Raw genomic sequence first — 15,705 nt, forward strand, 5'->3', positions numbered from 1 at the left:
TATTCCGCATATTGAACGTGTTTATGCGTAGGGGATATTTGCCATCTTTTTATATCTATCCGGCAGGGCGCTGTTCAGGTTGAGTAATTTATCCAGTATATAAAGCGCAGGCGTTCCCTTTGCGCGTTCAGCGTCGATCAGCGCAGAGCGTAACAGATTGGCAGCCGATGTCATTTCACGGAAGTACTCCTCAGATTCAGCCGTCTGAACTTCGCCTGACGCGGCGTAATGCACCCTTGGCCAGTCCGCAAAGTCAAGCAGCGGAAGGATCCCGTCGTCTTTGGGTAAATGCGCAGAGAGCAACTCTTCAGCGTTACCCGGATTGCTTTGGGCGAAAGACAGAAGATGCAGTCGATGAATAAAGGGCGAAAGCATCTCAGCGCTATCGTTTTCTGACGAAAGTAACGTTATTAACGCATGAATATTTTCACCCGCGATGTTTTTTTCAGGTGAGATCATTTTCATTAGATGAAATAAAACATCGAGTGTCATACGTACTCCATATGCATGCAGGTGTATTTATTATTTGAGTTTCGCTCTCTGTTCCAGGTCAGGAAGAGACCGGGAATGAAGGGATGGTATTTCAATGAGATTACGTTTGAAAAACGAGAAATAGTGGGAATTAATGTGAGTTTTACTCAACATAGGTTTTATTATTCAATGAGATTCTCCGTAAGCGTACAGCGTGAACCGTCTGGTCATAATCTGAAGCATCCGACAAAGTGGTGTCCACCAAATAAGTAGTGGGAACCAAAGTGTCAGATATGCAGAAAAATATGACTCCCGGCAGGCGTAAAGGCTGCCCTAATTATTCTCCTGAGTTTAAACAGCAGCTCGTTGCTGCCTCCTGCGAACCCGGGATATCCATCTCAAAGCTGGCGCTTCAAAATGGCATTAACGCCAATCTGTTGTTCAAATGGCGTCAACAATGGCGTGAGGGAAAGCTGCTATTACCTTCTTCAGAGAGTCCTCAGCTACTTCCTGTGACTCTCGATGCAGCTGCCGTACAGTCAGAGCCACTCGCAGAGGACCCGGAAACCCTCAGTATCAGCTGTGAGGTAACGTTCCGGCACGGAACGCTCCGCCTCAACGGTACTGTCAGCGAAAAGCTCCTGACCGTGCTGATACAGGAGCTCAAACGGTGATCCCGTTACCAACAGGCACCAAAATCTGGCTGGTTGCCGGTATCACCGACATGCGTAACGGCTTCAATGGCCTCGCCGCAAAGGTGCAGATGACGCTGAAAGACGATCCGATGTCCGGGCATGTCTTCATCTTCCGGGGCCGAAGCGGCAGTCAGATCAAACTGCTGTGGTCTACCGGTGACGGGCTGTGCCTGCTGACCAAACGGCTGGAGCGCGGGCGCTTCGCCTGGCCGTCAGCTCGCGATGGCAAAGTGTTCCTGACACCGGCGCAGCTGGCAATGCTGATGGAAGGTATCGACTGGAGACAGCCAAAGCGGCTGCTGACATCCCTGACCATGCTGTAGGCCTCTTTATCCTGGTTGTCGCAGAATAAGCCTGGTAAAATACGGGCCTATGAATGACACCTCTTCTGACGATATCCTTCTGCTAAAACAGCGCCTGGCCGAACAGGAAGCGTTGATCCACGCCCTTCAGGAAAAGCTGAGCAACCGGGAGCGTGAAATAGACCATCTGCAGGCGCAGCTGGATAAACTCCGCCGAATGAACTTCGGCAGTCGTTCCGAAAAGGTATCCCGCCGTATCGCACAGATGGAAGCTGACTTGAACCGGCTTCAGAAAGAAAGCGATACGCTGACGGGGCGGGTGGATGATCCGGCCGTGCAGCGCCCGCTGCGTCAGACCCGCACCCGCAGACCGTTCCCCGAATCACTTCCCCGCGATGAAAAACGGCTATTACCCGCAGAACCCTGCTGCCCGGAGTGTGGTGGCTTGCTGAGTTATCTGGGTGAGGATGCCGCCGAACAGCTGGAGATGATGCGCAGTGCCTTCCGGGTTATCCGGACTGTACGCGAAAAACACGCCTGTACTCAGTGCGATGCCATTGTGCAGGCCCCCGCGCCTTCGCGGCCCATCGAACGGGGTATAGCAGGACCGGGGTTGCTGGCCCGCGTACTAACCTCTAAGTATGCAGAGCACACCCCGCTGTATCGCCAGTCTGAAATATACGGCCGCCAGGGTGTGGAGCTGAGTCGCTCACTGCTGTCGGGCTGGGTGGATGCATGTTGCCGGCTGCTGTCACCGCTGGAAGAGGCACTTCGGAACTATGTGCTGACTGACGGCAAGCTCCACGCCGATGACACGCCCGTCCCGGTGCTGTTGCCGGGCAATAAGAAGACGAAGACCGGGCGGTTGTGGACGTATGTTCGTGATGACCGCAATGCCGGGTCAGAGCTGGCACCTGCCGCGTGGTTCGCTTACAGCCCGGACAGAAAAGGCATCCATCCGCAGACCCATCTTGCCGGCTTCAGCGGTGTGTTGCAGGCAGATGCGTACGCCGGGTTCAACGAGCTGTACCGCAATGGCCGGATAACGGAAGCCGCCTGCTGGGCTCATGCCCGCCGAAAGATCCACGATGTGCACATCCGCACCCCGTCAGCCCTGACGGAAGAAGCCCTGAGGCAGATCGGTCAGTTGTACGCCATAGAGGCGGATATAAGGGGAATGCCGTCAGAGCAGCGGCTTGCTGAACGTCAGCGAAAAACGAAACCGCTGTTGAGATCCCTGGAAAGCTGGTTGCGTGAAAAGATGAAGACTCTGTCGCGACACTCAGAACTGACAAAAGCGTTCGCGTACGCACTTAACCAGTGGCCGGCACTGACGTACTATGCGGACGATGGCTGGGCCGAAGCAGACAACAACATCGCTGAAAATGCCCTGCGGACGGTCAGTCTGGGTCGTAAAAACTTCCTGTTCTTCGGCTCTGACCATGGTGGTGAGCGGGGAGCGCTGCTGTACAGCCTGATCGGAACGTGCAAACTGAACGGCGTGGAGCCAGAAAGCTACCTCCGTTATGTCCTTGACGTCATTGCTGACTGGCCGATAAACCGGGTCAGCGAACTACTCCCCTGGCGCGTCGCACTGCCAACTGAATAACACATCCCCGTCAATACGGTTCTCGCTGGACGCTTACGATTCTCCAGATGTGATGATTAACTTACAATGATCAGCAGAATATCTGTCCGACAACCGTCTACAGAGGCGAGCAGACATGAGATTAGAGAGTGCGTCAGTTTTAGAAGAACTCCGGACCAGGCTAAGACCCGCATCGGTCGCGCAGGTCGGTGGGTTCCGGCCGCCTGAAGACCCCATTACGTCATGGTTTCTGAAGGGCGTTTCTCGCGCAGATGAAGGATTACCCACCTGGAAGGGCAAACCCATGTTTCCACTTCTTCAGATCAGGGTCGACGAGCTTCCTGTTATTCCTGACCAGTTGAAGGGCATAGCCCTTCTGGTGTTGTTTCACAATGTGGAACAACATCCCTTTGACGAACCGCACGGTGAAGGATGGTTAATTCGCGAGTATGCCAGCCTCGAAGGGCTTCAGCCATTGCCTGAATTGGACACGCCGTATCGGCCGTTTCCAGTTCAATGGCTGAGTGTCATTGACGATGCTCCTGGATGGGAAGATGCCTGGGATATTATTGATCTCTCTTGCGTAAATGATGATGAGCAGGCCAGTGAGAGTTTTTTTGAAGATTTCAATCGCTACAGGGGAACCAAGGTAGGGGGATTTCCGACTGAGATACAACACGGTGTGGGAATCGAAGAGTTTGTTTTTCAGGTTGGGTCCGAAGAAAAAGTAAACTGGATGTGGGCGGATAACGGTATCGGTTACTTTCACCGGTCATCAGAAGGGGAATGGCGGTTTTCATGTCAGTTCTACTGATGAGCTTCCTGCCGGGGGATCGACCACTCGCCCGGCAGTGATTTGTTTCACAAATCCCATCGCTCCTCGACCGTTCAGGATGGTATAACGTCCTGCGGCAACCGGGTTGCCGCAGACAGCCCACATAACTAAAGGCGTATATGAAACAGATTACTTTCAGTGACCTGCAGCAGCAAAGCGAGCAGGCGGCTAATTCCCCTCGCTTACGCGCGCATCGCAATTTACATCCTGAGCTTAGCGACCCGGTGCAGCGCCTGGCCATTGCAATGGAGCCCGGCACCTATGTTCGTCCCCATCGCCATCCACACACCTTTGAACTGCTGACGGCGCTGAGCGGTCGCTTTCTGGTGCTGAACTTTGATGACAGCGGTAGCGTGACCCGGCGCGTCGTATTAGGCGAAGAGTGCAAGGTGCTGGAGATGGATGCCGGTATCTGGCATGCCGTGCTGTCGCTGGATAAAGGCGGCGTCATTTTTGAGGTTAAGCACGGGGGTTATCAGCCCGTGCCCGAGCACGATACCGCCCCATGGTCACCTGCAGAAAACGAGCCCGGCACCGGGAAGCTGATGAAATGGTACGCTCAGGCACAGGTGGGTGACGGTGGTTTCACCCTGTAATTATTCTCTTATGTGCCCGGCGCGCGGAAAGGCGAGCCGGGTAATGAGGTAAGCGATCACCTGAGTCAACTCACCGTACTAAAAAGCCAGTCACGAGCAGTCGACAGCGTCACAAACGGGCCTGACAGCGTGCTGTTGTGATGGGCGATAATATCGCTGGCGGATAAATAGTCATTATCCATTGTGGTATGCGCATCTGAAATCAATACCGTCCTGAAAACCAGCCCCGGTGCGGCCCGGCAGGTCGTATCGACACAAAACTCTGTTTTCATCCCGGCAATGACCAGCTGTTTGATGCCTCTCTGATTAAGTTCTCGCAGCAATACCGTATCCCGAAAACAGCTGGGATAGCGCTTGGTGAAAACCATATCCTGCTCCTGGACGTCCAGCTCGGGTATGAGCTGTGTTAACGGCCCATTTTCTGAGAGCGGTGAATCATCTGGTCCAATATGGCGGGCAAAAAAGACGGGCGCCTGAGCGTGTCGCGCGTTGGTGATTAACAGACGGATATTGGCCAGAACGGCATCGGCGGAACTGGGGGAAACTGGGCCCCGAAAGAGGCCCTGCTGCATGTCGATAATCAAGAGAGCACTGTCAGATGAAACCATTTTCTTTCTCCATTCAGAGGGTGGTGAACGGAGAGAGATTTCCCCGTCCATGTCGGCGGGGATTGAGGTTCTGTTTGTCAGTCGTTCACTACAGATACGCTCGCACCGCCGAAGGTTCCGGTGGTGGTGAGGATGGTTGTTGGCTGAACTGACGTAAACATGTTATGACCTTCGCTGATATATCTTTTAAATCATATCCGGACGAGCCGTTAAACTTTAAAAATTTGCTGCCGATAGTTCTTTTCAATACCATCAATATGCATGTAAAGATGAACAAAATCATATCAGCATATTTGGTAGTTGCGTATTTGTCGGCTCGACTTATTGCACAATCCAACTGTGCGAGAGACTGGATAAAAACCGTTGTGTTTCGATAAAAAATCACAAAAAGGATGTGCATATGTTGAAAAGATTAGTCGCGGGACAGATGAGCTTACCGATGACTTTCTGGGGATGGGGAATTTGCGGTAATTTTCTACTGGGTCTCATTGGGCTTGCTGGAGTGCAGACCGGTCACCCGGCCATGGTGCCGCTTTCCTATATACTAAAAGCCATTCTGTTCAGTGCTGTACTTTCCGGCATAACTTTCATTCTGCGTCGAAAAATCACGGTATTGGGTGGGATCGCTTTTTTTATTATCTTGATTCAGGTGATTATGAGTGTAGTGATGACGATTGGCCTTTTCTCGTTATTTTTTGAATAATCACAAGAAAGAGAGTTCCGGTTTGCCAGCAGGATCCCTGACGGTTAGTAACATCGAGAACTCGTGCCTCCTTATGGCGAAGGAGGCACGCCGTTGCTGGCTGGATAGCCGATATTATTTTAGGTTGCCGATCTCGCTCAGGAATTCGTCAACCTGCTCGGGCGTCGCCGTGTCTGCCTGGTAAAGGATATCGAGCTTGACGTTCTTCAACCCGCAGAAGCCAAACACGCCTTCGATAATCTGCGTCTGAATCGCCGTCGAATAGCCGTGTTTATCAAATCCGGTCAGATCGCTACCGCCAGTGGCAATCAGGCGGACGGGAACATCCCTTAAGTTGCCCACAATCCGGCCGTCTTCGGCCACCTTATACGCCCAGTTCAGGGTTAACACGCGATCGAACCAGCCTTTCAACAGCGCGGGAACCGACCACCAGTACACCGGGAAGACGAATACCAGCATATCCGCGCGCTCGACGCGCTGCTGCTCGCGCAGAATATCGTCGGGGAGGGCGCTCGGATTGCCGTGATACAAATCGAGATCGGCGCGGGTCATCGCCGGATTAAACCCTTCAGCATGCAGATCGGCGAACTCAACCTGCGTACCTTCCTCGCGTAATTTCCCGGCAATACGGGCTGCCAGCGTATGGGATAACGAATTGTCGATCGGGTGTGCCGTCACGATCAGCGCGTTTTTAATGGCATGTGTTGCAGACATAGCGACCTCCAGATGGGGGAGAAGTAACGCCTATATTACTATTGGTAACTTAGGTGTCAATCCGCCCCCGGCGATCATTTTGTGCTATTCGCGTAGGTCTCCAGCACCCCGGTCATAGCGCCGCTGAGCGTATCTTCCGCCACGTTCCGGGCGAGCACGCCGTTGCCCGCCGCGGTGCTGAGCGCCTCCGCCGCGCCAATAATAGCCGTCAGTACCGCTTCCCCCTGAACGCCTTTTAAGACGATAAAAGGGGAAAGCGCGGTGCGCAGGCAGTCGGCACATTCGGCCACGCATGCTTCCCGAAACGTCTGCAGCGCGCGAGAACCGGACAGCGCCGCGGCGATTGGCCCGGTTTCAGGCCCGGCAGTAATGGCGCAGTCGATATAGGCGGCACTGAAAAAGCGGATCGTCTTCTCCAGCGTTTTGCTGTCGACCGCCAGCGTCTCGCGGAATTTCGCCAGCTGCCGATCGCTATAATCCTTGTACAGCGCCATCAGCAACCCTTCACGATCGCCAAAGTGGTCGTAGGGGATAGGTTTGGTCACGTTGGCCCGCTCGGCCAGGTAGCCAAGCGTCAGCGCCTCCGTGCCTTGCTGACGCACGATCCCTCGCGCAACCTCCAGCAGCTGCACGCGGCGATCCTCTTTTCTTAAGCGCTTAACAACCATGCTTTCCTCAGAAATGTTATCTACTCATGGTAGTTTACACGTTTTCAGCAACGTGCTGCACGCGTTGTTCCGCGGGGCGGATCCGAAACCAGATCGCATACATCGCGGGCAGGAAGACGAGCGTAATAATCGTCCCGCCCAGCGTTCCGCCGATCAACGTCCAGGCCAGCGTGCCCCAGAATACCGAATGCGTCAGGGGAATGAACGCCAGCACGGCCGCCATGGCGGTCAGTAAGACCGGGCGTGCGCGCTGGACAGTCGCTTCAACCACCGCCTGGAACGGATCGAGGCCGTCCTTCTGGTTATGATCGATTTGACCGATCAGAATCAGCGTATTGCGCATCAGAATGCCGGAGAGGGCGATCAGACCGACCAGCGCGTTAATGCCAAACGGCTGATTAAATATCAGCAGGGTCGGCACGACGCCAATCAGCCCCAGCGGCGCGGTTAAGAACACCATCACCATCGCGGAGAGTGAGCGCACCTGCAAAATGATGATCAGCAGCGTCAGGGCTATCATGATCGGGAACAGCGGTAACATCGCCTGCGTCGCTTTGCCCGATTCCTCAATCGAACCCGCCATGTCAATACGGTATCCGGCCGGCAGCGCATCAACGATCGGCTGGAGCTGCTTCATGATGGCGACCGACACGTCCGGTGGCTGAAGATTGTCGGCAATATCGCCCCGCACGGTAATTGTCGGGGTGCGATCGCGACGGCGAAGGACCGGGTCTTCCATGCCGACCTCTATCTTGCCGATTTGAGACAGCGGCACGCGCTGTCCCGCATTGCCGACCAGGGTAAAGCCTTCGATTTTTGCCGGGTCAAGACGGATATCGCCCGCCGCGCGGGCAATGACGTCTACCGATCGAATATCTTCCCGCACGGAGGTGACTGGCACGCCTGAAAGCAGAAACTGAAGCTGATCGGCAACGGCGCTGGAGGTTAAGCCGGTCGCCTGCAGGCGGTTTTGATCGAGAGTGAAATGCAGGACGGGAACGCGTGACCCCCAGTCGGTGTTGACGGTTCGCATCATCGGGCTTGCCTGGAGCACGGCTTTCACCTTATCAGCGATGTCATGCACCTGTTCGACATCCGGGCCCGACACGCGCCAGGCAACCGGGAAGGGCGAGTAAGGGCCGAATACCAGCTGCGTCACCCGCACGCGGGCTTCGGGCACAAGACCGCTGGCGACGGCCTCCCTGAGCCTGAACTTGAGCGCCTCGCGTGACGTCTCGCTGTCCGTCAGGATCACGATTTTCGCAAAAGAGGGATCGGGCAGTTCAGGCGCCATTGCCAGATAAAAACGGGGCGACCCCTGACCAATATAGGCAGTGACGATTTTGGCTTCCGGCTGCTGGCCCAGCCACGCTTCTATTTTTGCGGTGGCGGCGCTGGTTTGCGCAATCGAGGTGCCGTAGGGCATTTGTACTTCAACCAGCACTTCCGGGCGATCGGAGGTCGGGAAAAACTGTTTTTTTACCAGCCCCATGCCGAGCACGGCCAGAATGAGAATGGCGACCACGGACCCGGCCACGCGCCACTTTCTGGCGATAACGCGGCCAAGCAGCTGGCGAAAACGGTTATAGCGAGGCGTGTTATAGATGGCGGCATGACCCCCTTCTACTTTGGGGATCGCCGGCAGGATCTTCACCCCAAGATAGGGCGTGAACACTACCGCGACAAACCACGATGCAATCAGGGCGAGGCCGACAATCCAGAACATATTGCTGGTGTATTCCCCGGCGGTCGACTGGGCAAACCCATTCGGCATAAAGCCAATGGCCGTCACCAGGGTTCCGGCCAGCATGGGCGCGGCGGTATGGCTCCAGGCGTAGGCTGAGGCTTTGATTCTGTCGTAACCTTCCTCCATCTTCACCACCATCATTTCGATGGCGATAATGGCATCGTCAACCAGCAGGCCGAGGGCGAGTATCAGGGAGCCCAGCGTGACGCGGTCAAAGTTTATTCCCGCGGCCTCCATCACCACGAAGACGACCGCCAGCGTCAGCGGGACCGCCGCCGCAACGACTACCCCCACGCGCCAGCCCATGCTGACAAAACAAACCACCATGACCACAAGCAGTGCGACAAAGAATTTGATCATAAACTCATCGACCGACGAGCGAATATTGACGGACTGATCGGTGACTTTGGTCAGGGACATGCCAAGCGGCAGGCTATCATTAATTTTTGCCGTTTCCGCATCCAGCGCTTTACCCAGCGCCAGACCGTTCCAGCCTTCGCGCATTACGATGCCCAGCAGAAGGGCGGGTTCATGCTGATTGCGTATCAGCATCGTCGGGGGATCTTCGTAGCCACGTTCAACCGTTGCCACATCTGACAGCTTGAGGGTTTTGCCCTGAGCGACAAAAGGCGTATCGCGGATTTTCTGCAGTTCATCGAACGCGCCGTCAAGGCGGATAAAAATCTGCGCTCCTCGGGTCTCAATCGAACCCGCCGCGGTCAACGCGTTTTGGCTGTTGAGGGCATTGAAAATATCCTGGGGTGAGAGCCCTATCGTCGCCAGACGGTCGTGGGAGAAGGCGACATAAATCCGCTCGGCCTGTTCGCCGATAATGTTCACTTTCTTCACGCCGGGAACGTGCAGAAGCTGCTGGCGCAGGCCTTCGGCATCGCGTACCAGCTGCCGCTGCGGTTCGCCTTTTGCTTTCAGGGCAAAGAGAGCAAAGGTGACATCCGAGAATTCGTCATTGATCATCGGGCCGATGACGCCCGCCGGGAGACGCTGCGATTCATCTCCAAGCTTTTTACGCGCCTGATAGAACTCCTCCTGCACTTCGGCTGGCGGGGTCTTGTCCTGCAACGACAGCGTGATGAATGCCATGCCGGGACGGGTATAAGTTTCGGTACGGTCATACCATTTGAGTTCCTGCAGGCGCTTTTCCAGCGGCTCCGCGACCTGATCCTGGATCTCCTGCGCGGTCGCACCCGGCCAGACGGTTATCACCGTCATTTGCTTCACCGTGAAGGGCGGATCTTCCGCGCGCCCGAGCCCAAAGAAGGCGTAAATTCCGGCAATCGTGACCAGAACGATCAGAAACAGCGTGATGGAACGTTCGCGGACGGCCAGCGCGGACAGGTTGAAGCGGCTTCTGCTCATGGCGTGTTCTCCGCCAGGGCGTTATTGCGTTGTTTCGCGAGCCTGACGACCTCACCTTCGTGCAGAAGATGTGCGCCTAGCGCAACAATCTTCTCACCGGGCTTCACGCCGCCCGTGACCAGCACGGCATCTTCACCCACGCTCAGCACCTTGACGGGCGTCCATGCGACCTTTGCCGGCTGGGCGGAAATGCGCCAGACGCCGGGACCTTTTCCTGCATCATAGAGTGAAGCCAGCGGGACCTGCATGACCTGACCTTCCGCTTTATTGTCCTGAATGTTCAGCGTGACGGTCGCCCCCAGCGGCGCGTTCGCCAGCAGGCCATCCAGCACGTAGCGGGCTTCATACGTGCGGGTCGCGGCATCGGCCGAGTCAGACAGCAGGCGAAGCGTTGCGGTGACCGGGTGTTTTTCATTGCCATAAAGCGTGGCCTGCGCTTCGCTGCCGACGGCAGGGCGCAATGTTTCCGGAAGCTGCACGAGCGCTTCACGCTGTCCCGCTCTGGCGAGCCTGATCGTCACCTGTCCGGCACTGACGACCTGACCCGGCTCGGCGAGCGTCTCCATGACCACGCCGTCTGAATCCGCCAGCAGGACGGCATATCCTGTGGCGTTTTGCGCCACGTTGGCCTGCGCGCGGGCGGCGCTGAGATCGGCCCTGGCCGTATCGGCTGCCGCTTTGATCTGGTCATACTCCGAGGCAGAAACGGCGCCGGACGCCACAAGTCCGCGATAGCGCGCCTCATCGCTGGAGGCTTTTCGCGCGCGCGCCTGAGCCGCATCCACCGCACGCTGCTGCGCCTGTGCCTGTAATTTCAGGTCAACCGGATCCAGGCGCAGCAAGGGCTGACCCTGTTTGACGGTCTGGCCCGTATCAACCAGTCGCTCAAGGATTTTGCCCTGAACTCTGAAACCTAAATCGCTTTGCGTTCTTGCGACCACCACGCCCGTGAAGGCGCGGGCGCTATTGTTCGCAAGCTCGACGGATGCGGATCGGACAAGCGGTGGCTTTGTACGCGGATCGTCACTTGCGGAAATATCGCCGCATGCCACCAGGGCAAACGGCAGGAGACAAACGGCAACGCGGGCTGAAGTGAGCCTGAGCATGGGAAACCTTTTCGACGTAACAGGACGGTTTCCGCATTCTCTGACTAGTGACTAAAAATGTCAATGGTCACAGATTAGGGGGCAAGGCTTCTTAAAATGAGTGAAGAGAGAAGCACCGCCGCGGTGGGAGCCATTTCGAGATTGTACTGCAGCTGAACGGGATTAATAAAAGGACACATCACCATGTGGATAGCCTGAGTGACCTCATCCAGCGGCGTTTTTCTTTCAAACTCTCCGGCCTGCCTGCCTTCGATAATGATGCTCTCAATCAGCTTCATCAGACTTTCTGCATACCGCTCTGTCGACGGCCACTGCTCGCGCGCGGCGACGGCGGCGATGTCGTAAAGCTTACGATCGTGGAAAAACAGCTCGCTTCCGGCCTCGGTGAGCGCCTTGAAAAGACGGCGGAGTTTTTCGCTTGCTGACGGCGCATCCTCAATGGCGGAAAGCACTGTCGCCATGATCAGCTCCAGGCGGTTAGCGCAGATCACTTCGCCAATAGCCTGTTTGGAATCGAAGAACTTATAAATGTAGGATTTTGAAAAACCAATGGATTTAGCCAGTTCGGCGACGGTGGTTTTTTCATAGCCGTAGTGACCGAAGTGCTCAAAGGCCGCTTCGACGATTTGCTCTCTGACAGAATGGTCAAGTGGACCACGTATTGATGGGGCGTTCATAGTTTTAGTCATTATGTAAGCTTAGCGTGACGGGCCATGGTTGGCAACGAGTGACCATTTTGTATTTTGGTTACAGTTGTGCTACCTTACGCCGTAAAGACGGGACAATCGGCTAGGTGGAGTAAGTGTATCACTGTTTTTTACGTTAATGTTTTTTAAGCCAGTCGAGAAAAAACTGGCTAAACGCCGTTACCTGAAGCGGCTGCAGTTTGCACTGGGGGTAAACAAGCTGCAGCCCGACATCTTTGCGATCGTATCGGCTAAACCCGGTGAAGCTGTCGGCAAACAGCACCGTGAGCCTTCCGGTTTCAACGTCGTCTTTGACGTCCCACCACGATTTCCCCGCGATGCCCGCTCCGCTGAGCGCCCACTGACGAAGCAATGCTCCGTCGTCGCACACCATGGCGGGCTCAACGCGAACAATGCTTTCCTCACCATTAGTTTCAAAGCGCCATTCATTCATCACCACGCCCTGCGATTCCAGCGCCAGGCACCGGTGCCGGGCTAAATCGGCAAACGTGGCGGGGACGCCGTGGTCGTTAAGATACGCCCCGGAGGCAACCAGCACCCGACGGTTCGGGCGGATGTTTCTGACAACAAGACTGCTGTCCGGCAGGTTGCCAAAACGCACGCTCATATCCAGCCGGTTAGCGACCAGATCCTCAACGTGTTCTCTTAACGAAATGAAAAATTTAACGTCAGGATGGCGCCGGGAAAAATCAATGACGGCGGGGCTAAGATACTGTCTGCCAAAATCCGAGGGCGCGGAAAGGCGAATATTGCCGCTGAGCACGCCCTCTTTTTGCGTCAGTAACGACTCGGCATGATGCATCTCTTCCAGCACGCGCAGCGCGGCATGGTAAAACTCTTCCCCGGCGCGGGTCAGGGTGAGGGATCGCGTTGAGCGGTGAAACAGGCGCGTCTGGTAACGCTCCTCAATCGCCTTCAGCCTGGCCGTCATGGTAGCGGGGGAAAGCGACAGGCGTCGTCCGGCGGCGGAAAGACTTCCGGCCTCGGCAACTTCCACCAGTAAAGCCATGTCTTCGAGTTTGCCCATTATTCATATTTTCCGAAAAGTGCATCTGCTTTTAGCGTAATTATCAAAATCAGATGCCGGCTGTAAAGTGATTTTATCCAAACCATAAGGGATAAAATCATGCAACGTACCTCACTTTTTGAACGCTACAGGCTGGGTTCGCTGGACCTGAAAAATCGTATCGTCATGGCGCCGATGACCCGCGCACGCTCCCTTCAGCCGGGAAATATCCCCTCCGCGCTGATGGCAGAGTATTACCGGCAGCGTGCCAGCGCGGGATTAATCATCACGGAAGCCACGCAGATTTCGCCTCAGGGCCAGGGATACTCATGGACACCCGGCATCCATTCGCCTGAACAGGTTTCGGGATGGCAACTCACGACGGGCGCCGTGCATCAGGCGGGCGGAGTGATTTTTTCGCAACTCTGGCACGTCGGGCGAATGTCGCACGCCAGTTTTCACCAGGATGGTCAGCCCGTCGCCCCGTCAGCGCTGGCCCCGGATGCGCAGGTGTGGGTGGTGAATGAGCGTGGGGAAGGCCAGATGGTTGACTGCCCGCAGCCGAGAACACTCTCGCGCAAGGACATTCAGAACATCGTCGCGGACTATCGCCAGGCCGCTTTGAATGCCGTTCAGGCCGGGTTTGATGGTGTCGAGGTCCACGGCGGAAACGGGTATCTGATAGACCAGTTCCTGCGCCAAACCTCCAATAAACGCACGGATGAGTACGGCGGTACGCTGGTGAACCGCATCCGTTTTGCCCAGGAGGTGTTAAGCGCCATTGCCGAGGCCATTGGTCACGAGCGCACGGGCATCCGCCTTTCCCCATTTATTACCCAGCGCGGGATGAACGACCCGCAGGTTTCGGAGGCCATACTTGCGCTTGCGGCCTGGTGTGAACAAAAAGATATTGCATTCATCCACCTGGCGGAAGCCGACTGGGATGATGCCCCTCAGGTACCCGAGCGTTTCCGTCAGTCCCTTCGCGAGACCTTTAGCGGAACTCTTATCGTCGCGGGTAACTATGACCTTGATAAAGCAGAAAAGATCCTTGCTGCCGGCTATGCCGATTTGATTGCCTTCGGCCGACCGTTTATTGCCAACCCCGATTTGCCCCACCGGCTGGCAAACCAGCTGCCTCTTGCCCAGGTGCGCGACCCCGCCACGCTGTTTGGCGGTACCGGCACGGGATACACCGATTACCCAACGTACGCTCTACAGGAGGAAACATTATGACCCGTAAAACTTTAATTATCGGCGGCGGTTCCGGCATCGGTTTCGCCTTGGGCAGCCTGCTTGCCGGGCGCGGTGAGGAGATTATTCTTGCGGGACGCGACGGCGCAAAACTGGACGCCGCGCGACAGCGGCTGAGCGCCCACGCCGCGTCCGTTCACACCCTCGTGCTGGACATCAGCCGTGAGGAAGAGCTTGTTGCGCTCGGTGAAACGCTGGGCGAGGTCAATAATATTGTCGTCACGGCGGGTTCACAGGCGCCGGGCGGGTTGCTTTCCGGACTGGATCTCCGTGCGGCAAGGCAGGCCTTTGATACAAAATTCTGGGGAAGCCTCAATGTCGCTCGCTATCTCAGCGGGAATATTGCCCCCCGCGGTACGTTGACGTTCACCAGCGGTTTCGTGGCGCGCCGCACCGTGGCGGGCGCCATCGTAAAAACAACGATGAATGCCGCCATTGAGGCTGCGACAAAAGTGCTGGCGAAAGAGCTTTCACCGCTGCGCGTCAACGTCGTCAGTCCGGGGCTGACCGACACGGAAGCGTATGCGGGGATGGACGCCGCCGCGCGGGAAAAAATGCTCGTCGGCGCGGCGGAAACCCTGCCAGCCAAGGCCTGGGGAAGGGCGGAGGACATCGCGCAGGGGTATCTTTTCGCCATTGATAATCCCTTTGTCACGGGATCGATTATTGATATTGAGGGCGGGGCGTTAATTAACTGACCCTCATTAATTTGATCCGCAGGGCATCGTCTGCGGGTGGCGTAATACTCTATTGAGAAACAACATGAAATATACGACGTGTTTTCGTCCCGCTATCGCGGCGCTTATTTTTGCTGGTCTGTCGGGCAATGCTATTTCCTCGCAGGGGAAATGGCTGCAGCCGAAACAGCTTATTGTGGACAACAGTCTGTCAAAGGCACAATTAAAGGCGAATGAAGCTGCTGCCAGAAAATATGCCACGTTCTGGAACACCGGTAATGAAACTCTGGCGCGTGATGCCCTGGCAGTTAACTTTATTGATAAAACGCCCCCGGAAGGACGTAAGCAAGGTCCCGAGGGCGCTATTCTAGCTTCCAGGGCGTTTCGGACAGCCGTGCCTGATTTGCGTTGTGACGTTGAGCAAATGATTATTTCAGGCGATCGCGTGGTTTCGCATCTACATTTTCACGGCACCTTCACCGGGACATTTGGCAAGCTGAAAGGACAGGGGCAGAAAATAGATTTTATCGCCACCGATATTTATGAAGTCGCTGACGGTAAGATTGCGGCAAACTGGCACATTGAGGACAACCTGACGCTGATGAAACAGCTCGGCGCGCTGTAAAGTCACCACTCCGGGGTGGCCCGGAG

The 15,705-nt window shown here is 55.8% G+C and carries 17 protein-coding genes; 9 read left to right on the forward strand and 8 right to left on the reverse strand.

Annotated features, from left to right (window positions below):
- Nucleotides 1-21 precede the first annotated feature (21 nt).
- Nucleotides 22-492, reverse strand: a complete 471-nt coding sequence (locus KGP22_RS10085) for a hypothetical protein (RefSeq protein WP_149366830.1) — start codon at nt 490-492, stop codon at nt 22-24.
- A gap of 272 nt (nt 493-764) precedes the next feature.
- Between KGP22_RS10085 and KGP22_RS10090 the strand changes: the two genes are divergently transcribed.
- From KGP22_RS10090 to KGP22_RS10110, 5 genes are all read left to right on the forward strand, one after another.
- Nucleotides 765-1,145: a transposase gene (locus tag KGP22_RS10090; protein WP_073001090.1), complete on the forward strand. Its 381-nt coding sequence runs from the start codon at nt 765-767 to the stop codon at nt 1,143-1,145.
- Nucleotides 1,142-1,489: an IS66 family insertion sequence element accessory protein TnpB gene (gene tnpB / locus KGP22_RS10095; protein WP_073001021.1), complete on the forward strand. Its 348-nt coding sequence runs from the start codon at nt 1,142-1,144 to the stop codon at nt 1,487-1,489. Before KGP22_RS10090 ends, tnpB begins: the two co-directional genes overlap by 4 nt.
- A gap of 49 nt (nt 1,490-1,538) precedes the next feature.
- Nucleotides 1,539-3,077 (forward strand): IS66 family transposase, encoded by a 1,539-nt coding sequence (locus KGP22_RS10100; protein ID WP_223579781.1) that lies wholly within the window; start codon nt 1,539-1,541, stop codon nt 3,075-3,077.
- A gap of 115 nt (nt 3,078-3,192) precedes the next feature.
- Nucleotides 3,193-3,870, forward strand: a complete 678-nt coding sequence (locus tag KGP22_RS10105) for a DUF1963 domain-containing protein (RefSeq protein WP_149366831.1) — start codon at nt 3,193-3,195, stop codon at nt 3,868-3,870.
- A gap of 140 nt (nt 3,871-4,010) precedes the next feature.
- Nucleotides 4,011-4,487, forward strand: a complete 477-nt coding sequence (locus KGP22_RS10110) for a WbuC family cupin fold metalloprotein (RefSeq protein WP_223582157.1) — start codon at nt 4,011-4,013, stop codon at nt 4,485-4,487.
- 65 nt (nt 4,488-4,552) lie between these two features.
- On the opposite strand, the gene KGP22_RS10115 is transcribed toward KGP22_RS10110, so the two are convergent.
- Nucleotides 4,553-5,095, reverse strand: coding sequence for a cysteine hydrolase family protein (locus KGP22_RS10115; RefSeq protein WP_223582159.1), 543 nt, complete (start codon nt 5,093-5,095; stop codon nt 4,553-4,555).
- 400 nt (nt 5,096-5,495) lie between these two features.
- On the opposite strand from KGP22_RS10115, the gene KGP22_RS10120 reads away from it, so the two are divergent.
- Entirely contained in the window at nt 5,496-5,798 is a 303-nt protein-coding gene (locus KGP22_RS10120; RefSeq protein ID WP_032651739.1) for a hypothetical protein, read from the forward strand.
- A gap of 114 nt (nt 5,799-5,912) precedes the next feature.
- Here the strand turns inward: KGP22_RS10120 and KGP22_RS10125 are convergent, their stop codons facing one another.
- The 6 genes from KGP22_RS10125 to KGP22_RS10150 form a co-directional block, all read right to left on the reverse strand.
- The gene (locus tag KGP22_RS10125; RefSeq protein ID WP_111964700.1) at nt 5,913-6,512 is read right to left on the reverse strand and encodes an NAD(P)H-dependent oxidoreductase; all 600 of its coding nucleotides are present in this window, start codon (nt 6,510-6,512) and stop codon (nt 5,913-5,915) included.
- A gap of 74 nt (nt 6,513-6,586) precedes the next feature.
- Entirely contained in the window at nt 6,587-7,180 is a 594-nt protein-coding gene (locus tag KGP22_RS10130) for a TetR/AcrR family transcriptional regulator (RefSeq protein ID WP_223582161.1), read from the reverse strand.
- 34 nt (nt 7,181-7,214) lie between these two features.
- Nucleotides 7,215-10,304, reverse strand: a complete 3,090-nt coding sequence (locus tag KGP22_RS10135; RefSeq protein WP_223582162.1) for an efflux RND transporter permease subunit — start codon at nt 10,302-10,304, stop codon at nt 7,215-7,217.
- Nucleotides 10,301-11,410 carry an efflux RND transporter periplasmic adaptor subunit gene (locus KGP22_RS10140; protein ID WP_223582164.1) on the reverse strand — a complete coding sequence of 370 codons (1,110 nt, stop codon included), beginning with the start codon at nt 11,408-11,410 and terminating at the stop codon, nt 10,301-10,303. Before KGP22_RS10140 ends, KGP22_RS10135 begins: the two co-directional genes overlap by 4 nt.
- A gap of 74 nt (nt 11,411-11,484) precedes the next feature.
- A complete protein-coding gene (locus KGP22_RS10145; protein WP_223582167.1) occupies nt 11,485-12,099 on the reverse strand; it encodes a TetR/AcrR family transcriptional regulator in 615 nt (204 codons plus the stop codon).
- A 133-nt stretch (nt 12,100-12,232) separates the two neighbouring features.
- Complete coding sequence (locus KGP22_RS10150; RefSeq protein ID WP_223582169.1) at nt 12,233-13,144, reverse strand: LysR family transcriptional regulator; 912 nt, start codon at nt 13,142-13,144, stop codon at nt 12,233-12,235.
- Nucleotides 13,145-13,243: 99 nt separating this feature from the next.
- Here KGP22_RS10150 and KGP22_RS10155 point away from each other — a divergent pair, with 99 nt between their 5' ends.
- The 3 genes from KGP22_RS10155 (at nt 13,244) to KGP22_RS10165 (ending at nt 15,679) form a co-directional block, all read left to right on the forward strand.
- Entirely contained in the window at nt 13,244-14,359 is a 1,116-nt protein-coding gene (locus KGP22_RS10155) for an alkene reductase (RefSeq protein ID WP_223582171.1), read from the forward strand.
- On the forward strand, nt 14,356-15,075 hold the full coding sequence (locus KGP22_RS10160) for an SDR family oxidoreductase (protein WP_223582173.1): 720 nt from the start codon (nt 14,356-14,358) through the stop codon (nt 15,073-15,075). The genes KGP22_RS10155 and KGP22_RS10160 overlap by 4 nt, the downstream gene beginning before the upstream one ends.
- Nucleotides 15,076-15,139: 64 nt before the next feature.
- Entirely contained in the window at nt 15,140-15,679 is a 540-nt protein-coding gene (locus tag KGP22_RS10165) for an ester cyclase (RefSeq protein ID WP_223582420.1), read from the forward strand.
- Nucleotides 15,680-15,705 lie beyond the last annotated feature (26 nt).

The organism is Enterobacter sp. JBIWA005 (genome assembly GCF_019968805.1).
In the GTDB taxonomy this organism is placed as follows: domain Bacteria; phylum Pseudomonadota; class Gammaproteobacteria; order Enterobacterales; family Enterobacteriaceae; genus Enterobacter; species Enterobacter vonholyi.

What these genes read in the sequence shown, in the direction of transcription:
- KGP22_RS10105 (WP_149366831.1), top strand. Translation starts at nt 3,193, where the DNA reads ATGAGATTAGAGAGTGCGTCAGTTTTAGAAGAACTCCGGACCAGGCTA.
- KGP22_RS10125 (WP_111964700.1), bottom strand. Translation starts at nt 6,512, where the DNA reads ATGTCTGCAACACATGCCATTAAAAACGCGCTGATCGTGACGGCACAC.
- KGP22_RS10090 (WP_073001090.1), top strand. Translation starts at nt 765, where the DNA reads ATGCAGAAAAATATGACTCCCGGCAGGCGTAAAGGCTGCCCTAATTAT.
- KGP22_RS10110 (WP_223582157.1), top strand. Translation starts at nt 4,011, where the DNA reads ATGAAACAGATTACTTTCAGTGACCTGCAGCAGCAAAGCGAGCAGGCG.
- KGP22_RS10100 (WP_223579781.1), top strand. Translation starts at nt 1,539, where the DNA reads ATGAATGACACCTCTTCTGACGATATCCTTCTGCTAAAACAGCGCCTG.
- KGP22_RS10145 (WP_223582167.1), bottom strand. Translation starts at nt 12,099, where the DNA reads ATGACTAAAACTATGAACGCCCCATCAATACGTGGTCCACTTGACCAT.
- KGP22_RS10135 (WP_223582162.1), bottom strand. Translation starts at nt 10,304, where the DNA reads ATGAGCAGAAGCCGCTTCAACCTGTCCGCGCTGGCCGTCCGCGAACGT.
- KGP22_RS10130 (WP_223582161.1), bottom strand. Translation starts at nt 7,180, where the DNA reads ATGGTTGTTAAGCGCTTAAGAAAAGAGGATCGCCGCGTGCAGCTGCTG.
- KGP22_RS10140 (WP_223582164.1), bottom strand. Translation starts at nt 11,410, where the DNA reads ATGCTCAGGCTCACTTCAGCCCGCGTTGCCGTTTGTCTCCTGCCGTTT.
- KGP22_RS10115 (WP_223582159.1), bottom strand. Translation starts at nt 5,095, where the DNA reads ATGGTTTCATCTGACAGTGCTCTCTTGATTATCGACATGCAGCAGGGC.
- KGP22_RS10165 (WP_223582420.1), top strand. Translation starts at nt 15,140, where the DNA reads ATGAAATATACGACGTGTTTTCGTCCCGCTATCGCGGCGCTTATTTTT.
- KGP22_RS10150 (WP_223582169.1), bottom strand. Translation starts at nt 13,144, where the DNA reads ATGGGCAAACTCGAAGACATGGCTTTACTGGTGGAAGTTGCCGAGGCC.
- KGP22_RS10155 (WP_223582171.1), top strand. Translation starts at nt 13,244, where the DNA reads ATGCAACGTACCTCACTTTTTGAACGCTACAGGCTGGGTTCGCTGGAC.
- KGP22_RS10120 (WP_032651739.1), top strand. Translation starts at nt 5,496, where the DNA reads ATGTTGAAAAGATTAGTCGCGGGACAGATGAGCTTACCGATGACTTTC.
- KGP22_RS10085 (WP_149366830.1), bottom strand. Translation starts at nt 492, where the DNA reads ATGACACTCGATGTTTTATTTCATCTAATGAAAATGATCTCACCTGAA.
- KGP22_RS10160 (WP_223582173.1), top strand. Translation starts at nt 14,356, where the DNA reads ATGACCCGTAAAACTTTAATTATCGGCGGCGGTTCCGGCATCGGTTTC.